The 15,364-nt window shown below is 57.2% G+C and carries 14 protein-coding genes; 6 read left to right on the forward strand and 8 right to left on the reverse strand.

The window, feature by feature from the left end; all coding sequences use genetic code 11:
- Positions 1-133: 133 nt before the first annotated feature.
- Together K7B04_RS05945 and K7B04_RS05950 are read right to left on the reverse strand one after the other, a co-directional pair.
- Positions 134-1,810 carry an AsmA family protein gene (locus K7B04_RS05945; RefSeq protein ID WP_223803679.1) on the reverse strand — a complete coding sequence of 559 codons (1,677 nt, stop codon included), beginning with the start codon at positions 1,808-1,810 and terminating at the stop codon, positions 134-136.
- 123 nt (positions 1,811-1,933) lie between these two features.
- Entirely contained in the window at positions 1,934-3,325 is a 1,392-nt protein-coding gene (locus tag K7B04_RS05950) for a uracil-xanthine permease family protein (protein WP_167574787.1), read from the reverse strand.
- A 283-nt stretch (positions 3,326-3,608) separates the two neighbouring features.
- On the opposite strand from K7B04_RS05950, the gene gltS reads away from it, so the two are divergent.
- Positions 3,609-4,811 carry a sodium/glutamate symporter gene (gene gltS, locus K7B04_RS05960; RefSeq protein ID WP_167574788.1) on the forward strand — a complete coding sequence of 401 codons (1,203 nt, stop codon included), beginning with the start codon at positions 3,609-3,611 and terminating at the stop codon, positions 4,809-4,811.
- An 88-nt stretch (positions 4,812-4,899) separates the two neighbouring features.
- Here the strand turns inward: gltS and glpK are convergent, their stop codons facing one another.
- Both glpK and K7B04_RS05970 read right to left on the reverse strand, forming a co-directional pair.
- Positions 4,900-6,408: a glycerol kinase GlpK gene (gene glpK, locus K7B04_RS05965; RefSeq protein WP_064540909.1), complete on the reverse strand. Its 1,509-nt coding sequence runs from the start codon at positions 6,406-6,408 to the stop codon at positions 4,900-4,902.
- 21 nt (positions 6,409-6,429) lie between these two features.
- Positions 6,430-7,278, reverse strand: a complete 849-nt coding sequence (locus tag K7B04_RS05970; protein ID WP_223803681.1) for an MIP/aquaporin family protein — start codon at positions 7,276-7,278, stop codon at positions 6,430-6,432.
- A 420-nt stretch (positions 7,279-7,698) separates the two neighbouring features.
- Between K7B04_RS05970 and zapB the strand changes: the two genes are divergently transcribed.
- From zapB to K7B04_RS05990, 4 genes are all read left to right on the forward strand, one after another.
- Entirely contained in the window at positions 7,699-7,944 is a 246-nt protein-coding gene (gene zapB / locus K7B04_RS05975) for a septal ring assembly protein ZapB (protein ID WP_100249963.1), read from the forward strand.
- Positions 7,945-8,150: 206 nt separating this feature from the next.
- Positions 8,151-9,140, forward strand: coding sequence for a sulfate/thiosulfate ABC transporter substrate-binding protein Sbp (sbp, locus tag K7B04_RS05980; protein ID WP_064540914.1), 990 nt, complete (start codon positions 8,151-8,153; stop codon positions 9,138-9,140).
- 92 nt (positions 9,141-9,232) lie between these two features.
- Positions 9,233-9,988, forward strand: coding sequence for a CDP-diacylglycerol diphosphatase (locus K7B04_RS05985; protein ID WP_163446933.1), 756 nt, complete (start codon positions 9,233-9,235; stop codon positions 9,986-9,988).
- Positions 9,989-10,061: 73 nt separating this feature from the next.
- Positions 10,062-11,366 (forward strand): SLC13 family permease, encoded by a 1,305-nt coding sequence (locus tag K7B04_RS05990; RefSeq protein ID WP_223803682.1) that lies wholly within the window; start codon positions 10,062-10,064, stop codon positions 11,364-11,366.
- 94 nt (positions 11,367-11,460) lie between these two features.
- On the opposite strand, the gene tpiA is transcribed toward K7B04_RS05990, so the two are convergent.
- Complete coding sequence (tpiA, locus tag K7B04_RS05995) at positions 11,461-12,228, reverse strand: triose-phosphate isomerase (RefSeq protein WP_064540923.1); 768 nt, start codon at positions 12,226-12,228, stop codon at positions 11,461-11,463.
- Positions 12,229-12,336: 108 nt separating this feature from the next.
- Complete coding sequence (locus K7B04_RS06000) at positions 12,337-12,933, reverse strand: DUF1454 family protein (RefSeq protein ID WP_163446937.1); 597 nt, start codon at positions 12,931-12,933, stop codon at positions 12,337-12,339.
- Between the two features lie 111 nt (positions 12,934-13,044).
- Here K7B04_RS06000 and K7B04_RS06005 point away from each other — a divergent pair, with 111 nt between their 5' ends.
- Positions 13,045-13,476, forward strand: a complete 432-nt coding sequence (locus K7B04_RS06005) for a DUF805 domain-containing protein (protein WP_106924941.1) — start codon at positions 13,045-13,047, stop codon at positions 13,474-13,476.
- Here the strand turns inward: K7B04_RS06005 and fpr are convergent.
- Both fpr and glpX read right to left on the reverse strand, forming a co-directional pair.
- On the reverse strand, positions 13,467-14,213 hold the full coding sequence (gene fpr, locus K7B04_RS06010; protein WP_064540931.1) for a ferredoxin--NADP(+) reductase: 747 nt from the start codon (positions 14,211-14,213) through the stop codon (positions 13,467-13,469). The genes K7B04_RS06005 and fpr overlap by 10 nt on opposite strands.
- Positions 14,214-14,308: 95 nt before the next feature.
- Positions 14,309-15,319 (reverse strand): class II fructose-bisphosphatase, encoded by a 1,011-nt coding sequence (gene glpX / locus K7B04_RS06015; RefSeq protein ID WP_163446939.1) that lies wholly within the window; start codon positions 15,317-15,319, stop codon positions 14,309-14,311.
- Positions 15,320-15,364 lie beyond the last annotated feature (45 nt).

Genomic DNA, 15,364 nt, shown 5'->3' on the forward strand with positions numbered 1-15,364 from the left:
GGGGACCGATAGTGCAGGTTGTGCGTTTGGTTTTCCCCTTACCAGGGAGGCGCTGGTCATACAGCGAGCACTTTGGATTTTCCCCCTCGCCCCTTTGGGGAGAGGGCCGGGGTGAGGGGGGAAACCCGCGCGACTACCTTATCTCGCCCCCCAGCATCTGCTGGGTCACTTCCTGTTTCTCCATATTCACCGCATGCAACTGTCCATTCACCGTCGGTTTTAGCGGTGCCTCTGCTTGTACATTTCCGCTTGCTGTAAGCTGAATATTCCCGTCGCCAGTAATCGGCAATGCCGGCCAGCCCCACTGCTGAAGCACGTTCAGCGGCACGCCGCGGCCATTAAGCGTGACGTTGGTCTGGCGCTGCGGCTGCTGCGACACGGTAGCGGTGGCTTCCAGAATCCCTTTTTCGGTAAAGGCGCTCAGTTCGCTGATGTTGACCTGAGAAGCGTCTGCATTCAGCGTCATGGAGGGGCGACGAACGTCGACGCGGTTAAAGGTCGCCGCCGCGCCGTTCAGCGTGGCGCTGCCACCCCATACGCCCCACTGGCGATTTTTGACCAGTTGCAGGTTGGCGCCGTAACCGTCCAGCGCGGTGATCTGCCATGGGAAGGCCGGGTCGATATCGATAATCAGGTTACGGCTGGCGCCGAATTTCTTCAGCGTGACGCTTTGTAGCCATGGCGGCAGTTGCTCCATCCACAGCGTTTTCCAGTTTTCCGGCAGCGTATACTCCAGCCCGGCGAAGACCGCGTCGTCCAGCACCAGGGCGTTAGTGTCGCGCAACCAGTTGCCGGAGCTGCGCACCATCCCCCCTTCCCAGCGCGAGGTGAACTGGCGTAGCGCAATGCCCTGCGGCGAGAATTCCGCGTTGAGAATCGGGTCGAGCAAATGCAGCGAGCCGTAGATAAACTCGCTGGCGTTGAGCGACAGTTTCCCGTCGCTGCTCTGCCAGCCGCCCTGGCTGAGCGTCAGGTTGCGCAAGTTCAGGTCCAGATCGGTGACCGCCCAGTCCGGCCCCTGCAAACGCGCATCGGTCACGTCGAGCCGGCCAATCTGCAACGACGGTACGGTGGTCAGCGGGGCAAGGAAGTCGAGCAGCGATTTATCGCTTTGCATGCGGATATCGTTGAGGCGCAGATTATCAACCACCCAACTGCCGTCCGCGTTGCGGCGGGCATTGCCCGTCAGCGAGCCACGCGCCATATCCGCGCCGACGGTGGTCAGGGTGACTTCATCGTTGTTGATATCGCCTTCAATCAGCACGTTGGTGGCCGGTACGCCGTTCAGCGCCAGCGAGCCTGCGCTCATTTGAATTCGCGCTTTTTTGCCCAGCACGTTACCGGCTTCCGGCGCCCACGGCATCACGCCGCCGGAGACACGCTGCGCGCTCAGTTCCCAGCCGGTTTCCGGGCTGTTGAGCGCCATATTGCTCAGCTGTAGGCGGTCGGCGACAAACGGCAGCGGCGCGGTGGACGGCGACAGGTTGAGGGTTCCGTCCTGTAAAAGGATGGTATCAACATGCAGCGGATCGGTAATTTGTCGCGAGCTTAGACCAATATCCACCGTTTTCGCGACCAGCGTCGCGGGCTTGCCATCGCGGCCAAAGGTGACGTTTTGCAGCAGGATATGCGACGGGGACGAGAAACGGTGATCCATCGCATCGAACTTCACCTGCCAGCTGGTGTTGTCGCTTAGCCACTGGCTGATGTGGCGCGCGCCCCAGCGTGTTTGCAGTAGAAAGTAAAAGGCCAGAATCACCAGTAGCAGGGCGATCAGCAGCCAGATAATGAGCTTTCCAAGAAATTTCATGATCTTCCGTCCTGAGAAGGGCACATAAACCTGTTATGCATGATTTATGGGCAATCCTCAAGGCAGGAATCGTATTATTCGATGTCGGCGGCAGTGGCTAAGGTGCCACCGCCGCGAAGTGAATTACTCTTTCTCTGGCGGGAAAACCAGGTTCAGAATGATGGCGGTGATGCCACCTGCGGCGATGCCGGAAGAGAGCAGATTTTTCAGCCAGTCCGGCGCGAATTGCAGAATCTGCGGCTGCTGGGAAACGCCCAGGCCAACGGCCAGCGACAGCGCGATAATCAGAATAGCGCGGCGGTTCAGCGGTTCGCGGGAAACGATGCGCACGCCGGAGGCGGCGATGGTGCCGAACATCACCAGCGTTGCGCCGCCGAGGACCGGTTCCGGAATGTGCTGCACGAAACCGCTGACCGCCGGGAACAGGCCCAGCACGATCAGCATCAGCGCCACCACAAAGCCAACGTAGCGGCTGGCGACGCCGGTCAGCTGAATAACGCCGTTGTTCTGGCCAAAGCAGGAGTTCGGGAAGGTGTTGAACACCGCGGAAACGCAGGAGTTGAGGCCGTTTGCCAGCACGCCGCCCTTCAGGCGCTTCATATACACCGGGCCGGAGACCGGCTGCTCGGAAACGTCAGAAGTGGCGGTAATGTCGCCGATGGTTTCCAGCGAGGTGATCATAAACACCAGCATCAGCGGCAGCAGCAGATTCCAGTCGATACCGAGGCCGTAGTACAGCGGCGTGGGGATCATAATCAGGCTGCTGTTGGTCGGTGCCGTGTTTTCCGGCAGCATGCCGAGGAACCAGGCAATCAGGTAACCCGCCGCCATGGCGATCACCAGCGACGCAATGCGCAGGTACGGGTTACGCTGACGGTTAAGCAGAATAATAATGGCCAGCACCACGCCCGCCAGCAGCAGGTTTTTCGGCGCGCCGAAGGTATTGTCGGCCATGGCCGCGTAGCCGCCGCCGATGGAGGTCAGGCCGACCTGAATCAGCGACAGGCCGATAATCATCACCACCACACCGGAGACCAGCGGCGTAATCACGCGGCGCGCCAGGTGCAGCACGCGAGATAAGACCATCTCGGTGCAGCTTGCCAGCATCAGGGTGCCAAACAGCGCCGCCATCATCGTCGGCACGTCCGCGCCGCCGGTTTTCAACGCCGTGCCGCCCATAATCAGCGGCGCCACGAAGTTGAAGCTGGTGCCCTGAATCGACAGCAGGCCAGAGCCTACCGGGCCCCAGGCTTTAATCTGAATGATCGATGCCACACCGGAAGCGAATAACGACATGCTGATAATGTGCTGAGTATCCTCAGCCGGCAGGCCAAGGGCCTGGCAGATCAGCAGCGCGGGGGTGATCACCGCGACAAACATCGCCAGCAGGTGCTGGAGTGCGGCGAAGAGGGTCTGCGGAAGTGGCGGACGGTCTTCCAGGCGGTAAATCAATTCGCTGGTTTGCTTATGCGCAATCGGTTGCGCATTGGCTTGTTCGAGTGTGTTAGAGGACATCTCAGAGGCAATCCCGTGGTGGAAAAGTGGCGATTTTAGCGGACTGGTTGGTAAAAGCAAACGGTTGCTTTCGTAGGCGGTAAATTATTGCGGAAAATACCCCTGTGAAATGCATGTGTTTAACCGCGTGCGTTAACGAAAATGCTGACAAATAATACCTTTTTCTATCACTTTAGCGCTTTTCATGATTACACTTTGGGCCGATGCCTCACGAAGAGGCGATCTCGACATCGGAAAATTGTCGCGTGTGAATGGATCATGCGTTTAGTCAGGAGCTGTAATTATGTTTCATCTCGATACCTTATCGACGCTCGTTGCCGCAACGCTCGTATTGCTGCTGGGACGAAAGCTGGTCCAGAGCGTTTCCCTTCTCAAGAAATACACCATTCCCGAGCCCGTTGCGGGCGGTCTGCTGGTGGCACTTGCGCTGCTGGTGCTGAAAAAAAGCCTGGGCTGGGAAATCGACTTTGATATGAGCCTGAAAGACCCGCTGATGCTGGCCTTCTTCGCGACCATTGGTTTGAACGCGAATATTGCCAGCCTGCGCGCGGGCGGAAAAGTGGTGGGCACATTCCTGATTGTGGTGGTCGGCCTGCTGCTGCTGCAAAACTCGCTGGGCATTGGGATGGCGAAGCTGCTGGGGCTTGACCCGATTATGGGGCTGCTGGCCGGGTCGATCACGCTGTCGGGCGGCCACGGTACCGGCGCGGCGTGGAGCAAGCTGTTTATCGAACGCTATGGCTTTACCCACGCAACGGAAGTTGCCATGGCCTGCGCAACCTTTGGCCTTGTGCTCGGCGGCCTGATTGGCGGGCCGGTCGCGCGCTATCTGGTGAAGCATTCATCGTCGCCGAACGGTACGCCGGACGATCAGGAAGTGCCTACCGCGTTTGAAAAGCCGGATGTTGGGCGCATGATCACGTCGCTGGTGCTGATTGAAACCATCGCCATGATCGCTATCTGTCTGACGGTGGGCAAAGTGATTGCGCAACTGTTGGCGGGAACGGTACTGGAGCTGCCAACGTTTGTTTGCGTGCTGTTCGTTGGCGTTATTCTCAGTAACGGTATGGCGCTGCTTGGTTTTTACCGGGTATTCGACCGCGCGGTGTCGGTATTGGGTAACGTGTGCTTATCGTTATTCCTGGCGATGGCGTTGATGAGCCTGAAACTCTGGGAGCTTGCGGACCTGGCGCTGCCGATGATCGCGATTCTGGTTGTACAAACCGTGGCGATGGCGCTGTATGCGATTTTCGTCACCTACCGTCTGATGGGGAAAAATTACGACGCGGCGGTGCTGGCGGCGGGTCACTGCGGTTTTGGTCTCGGCGCGACGCCGACGGCGATTGCCAACATGCAGGCGATTACCGAGCGTTTCGGGCCATCGCATATGGCGTTCCTGGTGGTGCCGATGGTGGGGGCGTTCTTTATTGATATCGTCAACGCGCTGGTGATTAAGCTGTTTCTGCTGTTACCGATGTTTGGTTGAAATAAAAATGCCGGAGCTTATCTCCGGCATTTTTTTGCCTGATGGCGCTACGCTTATCAGGCCTACAAACGGCGTCTCCGCTCGGTGCTTACTCGTCGTGCTCTTCCCACGCCAACGCGCGTTTCACCGCTTTCTTCCAGCCGCTGTAGCGGAAGTTACGCTCGGTGGTCTCAATCCCCGGACGGAACTCGCGCTCAATGACCGCTTTCTCCTGCAGCTCATCCAGGTTCTGCCAGAAGCCAACCGCCAGACCGGCGAGGTAGGCCGCGCCGAGCGCCGTCACTTCGCGTACTTCCGGGCGCTCTACGCGAGTGCCAAGAATGTCGGACTGGAACTGCATCAGGAAGTTGTTGGCCACCGCGCCGCCGTCTACGCGCAGGGCGTGCAGACGAATGCCGGAGTCGGCCTGCATCGCTTCCAGTACATCACGGGTCTGGTAGGCGATGGATTCCAGGGTGGCGCGAATAATGTGGTTCGAGTTCACACCGCGCGTCAGGCCAAAAATCGCGCCGCGCGCATACGGATCCCAGTACGGCGCGCCCAGGCCGGTAAAGGCGGGCACCACGTACACGCCGTTGGTGTCTTTCACCTTGGTGGCGAAGTATTCGGAGTCGAACGCGTCGCTAATCAGCTTCATTTCGTCACGCAGCCACTGAATGGATGCGCCAGCCATAAACACCGCGCCTTCCAGCGCGTAGTTCACCTCGCCGCGCGGGCCGCAGGCGATGGTGGTCAGCAGCCCGTGGCTCGAAGCCACCGCTTTTTCCCCGGTGTTCATCAGCATAAAGCAGCCGGTACCGTAGGTGTTTTTCGCCATCCCTTCCTTCACGCACAGTTGGCCGAACAGCGCTGCCTGCTGGTCGCCGGCGATACCGGCGATAGGAATACGGGTGCCGCCTTTGCCGCCAATGTTGGTCTGGCCGTAGACTTCGGAAGACTTACGCACTTCCGGCAGCATGGCGCGCGGGATATCCAGCGCATCCAGCATCTTGTCATCCCATTCCAGGGTGTTGATGTTGAATAGCATGGTGCGCGAGGCGTTGGTGTAGTCGGTGACGTGCACGCGACCCTGGGTCATTTTCCAGATAAGCCAGGTGTCTACGGTACCGAACAGCAGTTCGCCGCGCTTCGCACGCTCGCGGGAGCCTTCCACGTGGTCGAGGATCCACTTCACCTTGGTGCCGGAGAAGTACGGGTCGACCACCAGACCGGTGGCTTTGCGCACGTACTCTTCCATCCCGTCGCGCTTGAGCTGCTCGCAGATATCCGCCGTACGACGACACTGCCAGACGATGGCGTTATAAATCGGTTTACCGGTTTCACGCTCCCACACCACGGTGGTTTCGCGCTGGTTGGTGATACCGATAGCGGCAATCTGATCGGAGTTAATGTCGGCCTTCGCCAGCACTTCTACCAGCGTGGAGCTTTGGGTCGCCCAAATTTCCATTGGGTCGTGCTCTACCCAGCCTGGCTTCGGATAAATTTGTTCAAACTCACGCTGCGACACGCTGATGATGTTGGCGTCATGATCCATAACGACGGCGCGGGAGCTGGTAGTGCCCTGGTCGAGCGCAACGATGTATTTTTTGTCAGTCATAATGAACGTTCCGTAGTCAGATTACAGCGAAGCATTGTGTTGATTTTGGCTGGAGACCGTTTTCGGCTCTTCAACCTCGCAGGTGTCGCAGGGCAGATGGCGACCGATCAGCTTGCGGTAGCTGAACGCACCCAGTGCTGCACCGACGATTGGCGCGCACAGCGGCACCAGGAAATACGGGATATCTTTGCCGCCGGTGAAGGCCACGTCGCCCCAGCCTGCCAGCCAGGCGAAGGCTTTCGGGCCGATATCACGCGCCGGGTTCATCGCAAACCCGGTCAGCGGGCCCATTGAGGCGCCGATAACGGCGATCAGCAGGCCAATCAGCAACGGCGCCAGCGGCCCGCGCGGAATGCCGTTACCATCGTCGGTCAGCGCCAGAATCACGCCCATCAGGATAGCGGTAATCACCATTTCTACCGCGAATGCCTGCACAAAATTGATATGCGGGTTAGGATAAGTTGAGAAAATACCCGCCAGTTCAAGACTTTCGACGCTGCCGCGCACCATATTGTGCGTGTGTTCGAAGTCGATGAACAGGTTGTAGTAAAGTCCGTAGACCAGCGCGGCGGCGCAGAACGCCCCGGCAAACTGCGCAACGATGAACGGGATGACCTTACGGCCATCAAAGCAGGCAAACAGCCACAGCGCGATGGTGACTGCCGGGTTTAGGTGCGCGCCGGAAACCCCGGCGGTCAGATAGATGGCCATCGCCACCCCCAGACCCCAGATGATGCTGATTTCCCACTGGCCGAAGCTCGCACCCGCGACTTTCAGCGCCGCAACACACCCCACGCCGAAAAATATCAACAACCCGGTACCGAGAAACTCTGCGATGCACTGGCCTTTTAACGTTGATGACTGGCTCATAATCGGAATCCTGAAGACTAATTGATGATTATTGTGTTCATGAGCATTCGCGACGCTCATGTTACCTTGTAGGTATAGTGTTAATTTATCGTTAACGAGCGTAAACGAGAAATATCGAAATCAAAATGTGTGTGGCTCGTCAAGGAATGAGCGTTTTCGCGCCAAAAAGCGAACGATTTCGCCGCAAAAAATGTGAGGAGAGAAACATTCCGCACGCTAAAGCGTTAACAATTTATTGCATATTGACGCTAACGCTCCAGGTCTATGCCGAAAATTGCGGAGAACCGCAATCTACAGGCTCTGGCGCTGGACAGGGGCGGCGGGGCTTCATACAATCGACCACAAGCCGTGCGCTTATTTACGTTAAGGCGTCACCGGGGTTCCGGGACGATATCAACGCCTTGCAAGATCAGGAGAGGTATGACGATGTCATTAGAAGTGTTTGAGAAACTGGAAGCGAAAGTTCAGCAGGCGATTGATACCATCACGCTGTTGCAGATGGAAATCGAAGAGCTGAAAGAAAAGAACAACACGCTGGCGCAGGATGTACAGTCTGCACAGCAGAGCCGTGAAGAGCTGGAGCGTGAAAACAACCAGCTGAAAGAACAGCAGAGCGGCTGGCAGGATCGTCTGCAGGCGCTGCTGGGCCGCATGGAAGAAGTCTGATTCCACCTCTCCCCGGGCAATCATTATCGCCTGGGGAAGTTTTCCCTCCCTGCTGATTTTCCCTGCTGAGTGAATTCGCGCATCCGCGCATTGTCCGTTTTCGTATATTTCAAAACGGCATAATCAATCTTTTTTTATTCTTTAATCATCGTTTCGATTTCTGGCAGGCTAGCCTCATTACAACACAACAGATAAGAGAGCGGGCGATGAACAAGTGGGGCGTAGGGTTAACTCTTTTGCTGGCTTCCACCAGCGTACTGGCTAAGGATATCCAATTACTGAACGTGTCTTACGATCCGACGCGTGAACTGTACGAACAATACAACAAGGCGTTCAGCGCGCACTGGAAAAAAGAGACCGGTGATAACGTGGTGATTCGTCAGTCTCACGGCGGCTCTGGCAAACAGGCCACTTCCGTGATCAACGGTATTGAAGCTGACGTCGTGACCCTGGCGCTGGCCTACGACGTGGATGCGATTGCCGAGCGTGGCCGCATCGACAAAAACTGGATTAAACGCCTGCCGGATAACTCCGCGCCGTACACTTCCACCATCGTGTTCCTGGTCCGCAAAGGCAACCCGAAACAGATTAAAGACTGGAACGATCTGGTGAAACCGGGCGTTTCCGTCATTACCCCGAACCCGAAAAGCTCCGGCGGCGCACGCTGGAACTACCTGGCAGCCTGGGGCTACGCGCTGCACCACAACAACAACGATCAGGCCAAAGCGCAAGATTTCGTGAAAGCGCTGTATAAAAACGTCGAAGTTCTGGACTCCGGCGCCCGTGGCTCCACTAACACCTTCGTAGAACGCGGTATCGGCGATGTGCTGATTGCGTGGGAAAACGAAGCGCTGCTGGCGGCGAACGAACTGGGGAAAGACAAGTTTGAAATCGTCACCCCGAGCGAATCTATTCTCGCCGAGCCGACCGTCTCCGTGGTTGACAAAGTGGCTGAGAAAAAAGGCACCACCGCGGTAGCGGAAGCCTACCTGAAGTACCTCTACTCGCCGGAAGGCCAGGAAATCGCGGCGAAGAACTTCTATCGCCCGCGTGACCCGGATGTAGCGAAGAAGTATGAAAATGCGTTCCCGAAACTGAAGCTGTTCACTATTGATGATGAGTTCGGCGGCTGGACAAAAGCCCAGAAAGAACACTTCTCTAACGGTGGTACGTTCGACCAGATTAGTAAGCGTTAATCTCCCTCTGACGCCCGGCAAATTTGTCGGGCGTTTTCTTTTAGTCATCAAAGTACGCTACTCTTCCCCCTGGTTTTTTCTGGGGAGACAACATGAAAAGGTTAAAATACCTGCTGATCGCGCTGCTGGTGATGGTGATAGCAGCAGGTGCTGGCGGTTGGTACTGGCTGCATTCCGGCAACTCGAATGCGCTGCGTCAGATTGTGTTACAGCAGTGTGTGCCGAACCAATTGCAGCATCGGACCCCTGCGCCGTGCGCAGACGTGAACCCGAAAGGCGGCTATGTGCTGTTTAAGGACCGCAACGGCCCATTGCAATACCTGCTGATGCCAACCTACCGTATCAATGGGACTGAAAGCCCGCTGTTGTTAGACCCACTGACGCCAAACTTCTTCTGGCAGGCGTGGCAGCGTCGCATGATCATGAGCGACAAACGGGGTTCAGAGGTGCCGGATAGCGCCATCTCCCTGACCATCAACTCCCGTACCGGGCGGACACAGAATCACTTCCATATCCATATTTCCTGCCTGCGCAAAGATGTACGCGCGCAACTGGATGGCGATCTTGCGGCGATTAGCAGCCGCTGGCTACCGCTGCCTGGTGGGTTGATGGGACATGAATATCTGGCGCGTCGCGTCACTGAAAATGAGCTGGCGCAGCGTAGCCCGTTCCTGATGCTGGCGGAAGAAGTGCCGGAAGCGCGCGAGCATATGGGGCGCTTTGCGCTGGCGCTGGTGAAGCAAAGTGATGACTCGCTGTTGCTGCTGGCGACCGAGCGAAACCTGCTGACGCTGAACCGAGCTTCTGCCGAGGAAATTCAGGATCATCGCTGCGAGATTCTGCAATAACCCTACCTAATCTGGCGTTTACCTGTCTGGCCTGTCGTCGTATTCTTGCTGAAAAAAACGACAGGAGACAGGTATGTCGCTCTGGTTTTCTCATCCTCTGTTCCTTCCCTCACTCATTGTTGGCGTCACTATCCTGCTATGGGCCACCTCGTTGCTACCGGAGTTCATTACCGCGCTGCTGTTCTTTGCGGCGGCGATGACGGCGAAAATCGCGCCGCCGGATGTTATTTTCGGTGGTTTTGCCTCCTCGGCGTTCTGGCTGGTATTCAGCGGTTTTGTGCTCGGGGTTGCTATTCGCAAGACAGGGCTGGCCGATCGTGCCGCGCGAGCGCTGTCGGCAAGGCTGACGGACTCCTGGCCGTTGATGGTCGCCAGCGTGGTGCTACTGAGCTATGCACTGGCGTTCGTGATGCCCTCGAACATGGGGCGTATTGCGTTGCTGATGCCGATTGTGGCGGCAATGGCGAAACGCGCGGGCATTGAGGACGGCACCCGCGGATGGTTCGGGCTGGCACTGGCGGTGGGTTTTGGCACCTTCCAGCTTTCTGCCACCATTTTGCCCGCCAACGTGCCCAATCTGGTGATGAGCGGGGCAGCGGAAGGGGCTTACGGCATTCATCTGAATTATGTCCCGTATCTGCTGCTGCACACACCGGTGCTGGGTTGGCTGAAGGGCGCAGCGCTGATTGTGCTTATCTGCTGGCTGTTCCCTGGCAAACCGCATCCGCCGCGCGAACTTGAGCCATTGCCGCCGATGAGCAGTGATGAGAAGCGCCTGGCGTGGCTGCTGGCGGTAGTGCTCACGCTGTGGGTGACCGAGAGCTGGCACGGTATAGGGCCGGCCTGGACGGGGCTGGTCGCCGCGGTCGTCACGCTGCTGCCGCGCGTTGGGTTTATTACCGGTGAAGAGTTTGCCAGCGGGGTGAATATTCGCACCTGTATCTACGTTGCCGGAATTCTCGGGCTGGCGATTACCGTCACTCAGACGGGCATAGGCGCGGTGGTGGGCAACGCGCTGTTGCACATCATGCCGCTGAATGAAGATGCGCCGTTTACCAGCTTCCTCGCCTTAACCGGCATTACCAGCGCGTTGAACTTCATTATGACCGCCAACGGCGTTCCGGCGCTGTACACCACTTTTGCCCAGAGCTTCTCCGATGCGACCGGTTTCCCACTGCTGAGCGTGATTATGATTCAGGTGCTGGGCTATTCCACGCCGCTGCTGCCCTATCAGGCCTCGCCGATCGTGGTGGCGATGGCGTTAGGGAAGGTGCCTGCGCGCGCGGGGATGCTGCTGTGTCTGGCGCTGGCGGCGGTGAGCTATCTGCTGCTGTTGCCGTTAGACTATGCGTGGTATCAGGTGCTGGGGAAATTATGAGTTGTCTCTAAAACAACAAACCGGCCATAGGGCCGGTTATCACACGTACGCCGTCATTCGGCGAAAACCTGGCACGATGGCCAGGTTCAATGTCTTACGCGTTTTTAGCTGCTTCTGCTGCTTTAACGATTACCGCGAAAGCGTCAGCTTTCAGGGATGCGCCGCCAACCAGCGCGCCGTCGATGTCCGGCTGGGTGAACAGCTCTGCTGCGTTGCCTGCGTTTACGGAACCGCCGTACTGGATGATAACCTGTTCAGCGATTTTCGCGTCAGCTTTAGCAATGTGGTCACGGATGAATTTGTGAACCGCCTGAGCCTGAGCAGGAGTTGCAGATTTACCGGTACCGATCGCCCATACTGGTTCGTAAGCGATAACCGCGCCTTCGAAGGCTGCCGCGCCCTGAGTTTTCAGAACGGCGTCGATCTGACGTGCGCACACTTCTTCAGTTTTGCCCGCTTCGTTTTCTGCTTCGGTTTCACCGATGCACAGAACCGGAATCAGACCCTGCTCTTTCAGCACGGCGAATTTCTTGGCGATCAGCTCGTCAGATTCTTTGTGGTAGGTACGACGCTCGGAGTGGCCGATGATGATGTAGGTTGCGCCAACATCTTTCAGCATTTCAGCGGAGGTTTCACCGGTGAACGCGCCAGACAGGTTCAGGTCAACGTTCTGCGCGCCCAGGTGGATGTGGCTGCCCGCCGCGGCGTGTTTAGCCATATCGATATACATTTCCGGCGGAGCGATAGCCACGCCGCAGCCTGCCACGCCAGCCAGCTCTTTACGCAGGTTAGCAATCAGCTCGTTTACCATGTGGCGGCTGCCGTTCAGTTTCCAGTTACCCATCACTAAAGGATGTCGCATTTCGATTCTCCACGCTTGTCAGCGAATTAAGGAATATGGCCACCCGTCAGGGCAGCATGGTCTGTGAAACAGTATAGAGATTGAAAGGCATGAAGGCTTTGCTTTTTATCATTTATTCTCCCCTTCAAGATTTTCAGATAGCGCCAGCTTAATCGGTTCAACGGCGAAGGTCAGCCCTTTTTCGCCGTTATCTGCGACAACATAGCGCACCGCGCCTTCGGTACTGGCGAAGTAATGTTTGCCTTTTCCTTGTGTCAGCAGCTTTTGTAATTTCTGCTGGCTTTGCGGTTTGGTCAGCGTGGGAATTACCGCGCGCATCAGGGCGCTCATGTACTCCTGCGCCTTGGCTTTTGCCGCTTTCTGCTCCGGCCCTTGAATCGGCAGCCAGGTAATTTGAATCGACTTAATCTTCAGCGTGCCGCGCTCCAGCGCCGTCGAGGCGTAGAGGTTTTCATTTATCTTGCTGGCGGCACGGGTAATGGTGAGCTGATCGCGGCTGGAGGTAATCGAGCGGAACTCGCCGAGCGGCAGGCTGGGATTTTCAGTATTGAACTTTTCCCTAAACTGGCTGATGGAGAGATCAAACGCCGGGGCGCCAGTGAGCAGGTATGGGGCAACGGCTGCAGGCGTTTCCGCTGACAGTACGGTCTGACTAAAACTCAGCGAGATGAGCCCTGCCAGACAGAGCGTTATCCATTGTTTCATACCAATCGTCCTCCTCTTTTCAGATGACGATTAAAACGGGAACGGCCCCGGTTGTCAAAATGTGCCCACTTCAGGGTAAACTACGCGGCACAACGACAAAGGAAAGAGTACATGACTCTACAGCAATGGTTATTTTCCATTAAAGGGCGTATTGGACGCCGTGACTTCTGGATCTGGATTGCCATCTGGGCCGTGACGATGGTCGCGCTGTTCAGCCTTGCGGGCGGCGGGCTCGTCGACTTACAAACCGCGGCGTTTATGTTGGTGTGTCTGCTATGGCCAACGGCGGCAGTGACCATCAAACGTCTGCATGACCGGGGGAAATCAGGTCTCTGGGCGCTGCTGATGGTGCTGGCATGGATGCTGCTGGCGGGCAACTGGTCCATGCTGCCCGGCGTATGGCAGTGGGGCGTTGGGCGCTTTATTCCGACGCTGATTATCGTCATGATGCTGATCGATCTGGGCGCGTTTGTCGGCACCCAGGGCGAAAATAAATACGGTAAAGATACCCAGGCCGTGAAATATCGCGCCGATCACCAGTAGTGTTCGGCGGTCATGTGGCCCGGACGACGGCGCAGGTGTTTGGTCATCTGCCGGGTCTCTTTCAGCAACTGTTGGGTATCGCGCACCATCTGCGGGTTGCCGCACAGCATGATATGGCTGGTTTCCGCGTTGAGCGGTAACCCTACCGAGGCTTCCAGCGCGCCGCCTTCAATCAGTGGCGGAATGCGCCCATTCAGCATCCCCGGCACGTTTTCCCGGCTGACAACGGTCTGAATACGCAGTTTGCCGTTATAACGCGCGGCTAATGACTGCATTTGCGGCAGATAGCTTAAATCGGCGGCGTAACGCGCAGCATGCACCAGCACCAGATTTTTAAAGCGATCGAGATCTTTGCCTTCTTCCAGAATCGACAGGTACGGACCAATCGCCGTGCCGGTCGCCACCATCCACAACGTCTCGCAGTCAGGGATTTCATCCAGCACAAAGAAGCCGGCTGCCTCGCTGACGATTTGCACATCATCACCCGGTTTTAGCGCCGCGAGCCGTGGGCTGAGTTTGCCCTCCGGAACGGTGACCAGATAGAACTCGAGGTCGGGATTGCTGGGGGCGTTAACGTAAGAGTAGGCGCGCTGTACTCGCTCGCCGTCGATATCCAGCCCCAGCTTGGCGAACTGCCCGGCGGTAAACGGATGAACCGGCGCGTGGACGGTAAGGCTAAACAGTGCATCGGTCCAGTTCTGCACTTTAACGACTTTGCCTGTAACCCAGTCTGCCATGGCGTATCTCCTCTCATTCGCGTTATCTTATCTTCACCGCGACGAGAAAAGATTTCCAGCCCGAAAGGGCTGGAAAGCTCGATTGATCAAATGATTTAAAGAATGTGACGCTGGATTTCAGCGTCTTTGCGATCGAGATAGTGAATAGACTGAATGCGACGAATGGTGCGCGATTTACCGCGGATCAGCAGCGTCTCGGTGGTGGCGATATTGCCCTTGCGGGTAATGCCGTCGAGCAGATCGCCCTTGGTGATGCCGGTAGCGGAGAAGATAACGTTATCGCTGCGCGCCATGTCGTCGAGCGTCAGCACGACACCCGCTTCAATGCCCATCGCCTTGCAGCGTTCCAGCTCATTTTCACCGATACGACGGTTCTCTTCGCTATCGCCCTTCACGTGATGACGGGCCAACAGGCGGCCATGCATATCGCCATCCAGCGCGCGAATCACCGCTGCGGAGACCACCCCTTCCGGCGCGCCGCCGATGCCGTACATCACGTCGACTTCGCTATCCGGCATGCAGGTCAGGATAGAGGCGGCAACGTCGCCGTCGGGGATCGCGAATACGCGCACACCCAACTTTTGCAGCTCGACAATCACCTGGTCGTGACGCGGCTTGGCAAGAATGGTAACGGTTAACTCGGAAAGCGGCTTGTCCAGCGCACGGGCGACGTTGCGCAGGTTTTCTTCCAGCGGTTTGTTCAGATCGATGGCGCCTTTTGCGCCAGGGCCGACAATCAGCTTTTCCATGTACATGTCAGGGGCGTTGAGGAAGCAGCCTTTATCGCCAACGGCCAGCACTGCCAGGGCGTTGGCCTGGCCCATCGCCGTCATGCGGGTGCCTTCAATCGGATCGACGGCGATATCCACCGCGTCGCCGTTGCCGGTGCCGACGGACTCACCGATGTAGAGCATTGGCGCTTCATCGATTTCGCCTTCGCCAATGACGATGGTGCCGTCAATGTTGACCTTGTTGAGCATAATACGCATGGCATTGACCGCTGCGCCGTCGGCGGTGTTCTTGTCGCCACGGCCCAGCCATTTGTAGCCTGCCAGCGCCGCCGCTTCGGTGACGCGCGAAAATTCGATTGCCAGTTCTCGTCTCATTACAAACTCGTCCAGGGAAGTAAAATTGTGCGAAGTTTAGCACAG

The organism is Kluyvera sp. CRP (assembly GCF_019930565.1).
GTDB classification, from domain to species: domain Bacteria; phylum Pseudomonadota; class Gammaproteobacteria; order Enterobacterales; family Enterobacteriaceae; genus Kluyvera; species Kluyvera georgiana_A.

Coding starts and splice junctions, on each gene's coding strand:
- K7B04_RS05945 (WP_223803679.1), bottom strand. CDS start 1,810: ATGAAATTTCTTGGAAAGCTCATTATCTGGCTGCTGATCGCCCTGCTA.
- glpX (WP_163446939.1), bottom strand. CDS start 15,319: ATGAGACGAGAACTGGCAATCGAATTTTCGCGCGTCACCGAAGCGGCG.
- gltS (WP_167574788.1), top strand. CDS start 3,609: ATGTTTCATCTCGATACCTTATCGACGCTCGTTGCCGCAACGCTCGTA.
- K7B04_RS05970 (WP_223803681.1), bottom strand. CDS start 7,278: ATGAGCCAGTCATCAACGTTAAAAGGCCAGTGCATCGCAGAGTTTCTC.
- K7B04_RS06000 (WP_163446937.1), bottom strand. CDS start 12,933: ATGAAACAATGGATAACGCTCTGTCTGGCAGGGCTCATCTCGCTGAGT.
- glpK (WP_064540909.1), bottom strand. CDS start 6,408: ATGACTGACAAAAAATACATCGTTGCGCTCGACCAGGGCACTACCAGC.
- fpr (WP_064540931.1), bottom strand. CDS start 14,213: ATGGCAGACTGGGTTACAGGCAAAGTCGTTAAAGTGCAGAACTGGACC.
- K7B04_RS05950 (WP_167574787.1), bottom strand. CDS start 3,325: ATGTCCTCTAACACACTCGAACAAGCCAATGCGCAACCGATTGCGCAT.
- tpiA (WP_064540923.1), bottom strand. CDS start 12,228: ATGCGACATCCTTTAGTGATGGGTAACTGGAAACTGAACGGCAGCCGC.
- sbp (WP_064540914.1), top strand. CDS start 8,151: ATGAACAAGTGGGGCGTAGGGTTAACTCTTTTGCTGGCTTCCACCAGC.
- K7B04_RS05990 (WP_223803682.1), top strand. CDS start 10,062: ATGTCGCTCTGGTTTTCTCATCCTCTGTTCCTTCCCTCACTCATTGTT.
- zapB (WP_100249963.1), top strand. CDS start 7,699: ATGACGATGTCATTAGAAGTGTTTGAGAAACTGGAAGCGAAAGTTCAG.
- K7B04_RS05985 (WP_163446933.1), top strand. CDS start 9,233: ATGAAAAGGTTAAAATACCTGCTGATCGCGCTGCTGGTGATGGTGATA.
- K7B04_RS06005 (WP_106924941.1), top strand. CDS start 13,045: ATGACTCTACAGCAATGGTTATTTTCCATTAAAGGGCGTATTGGACGC.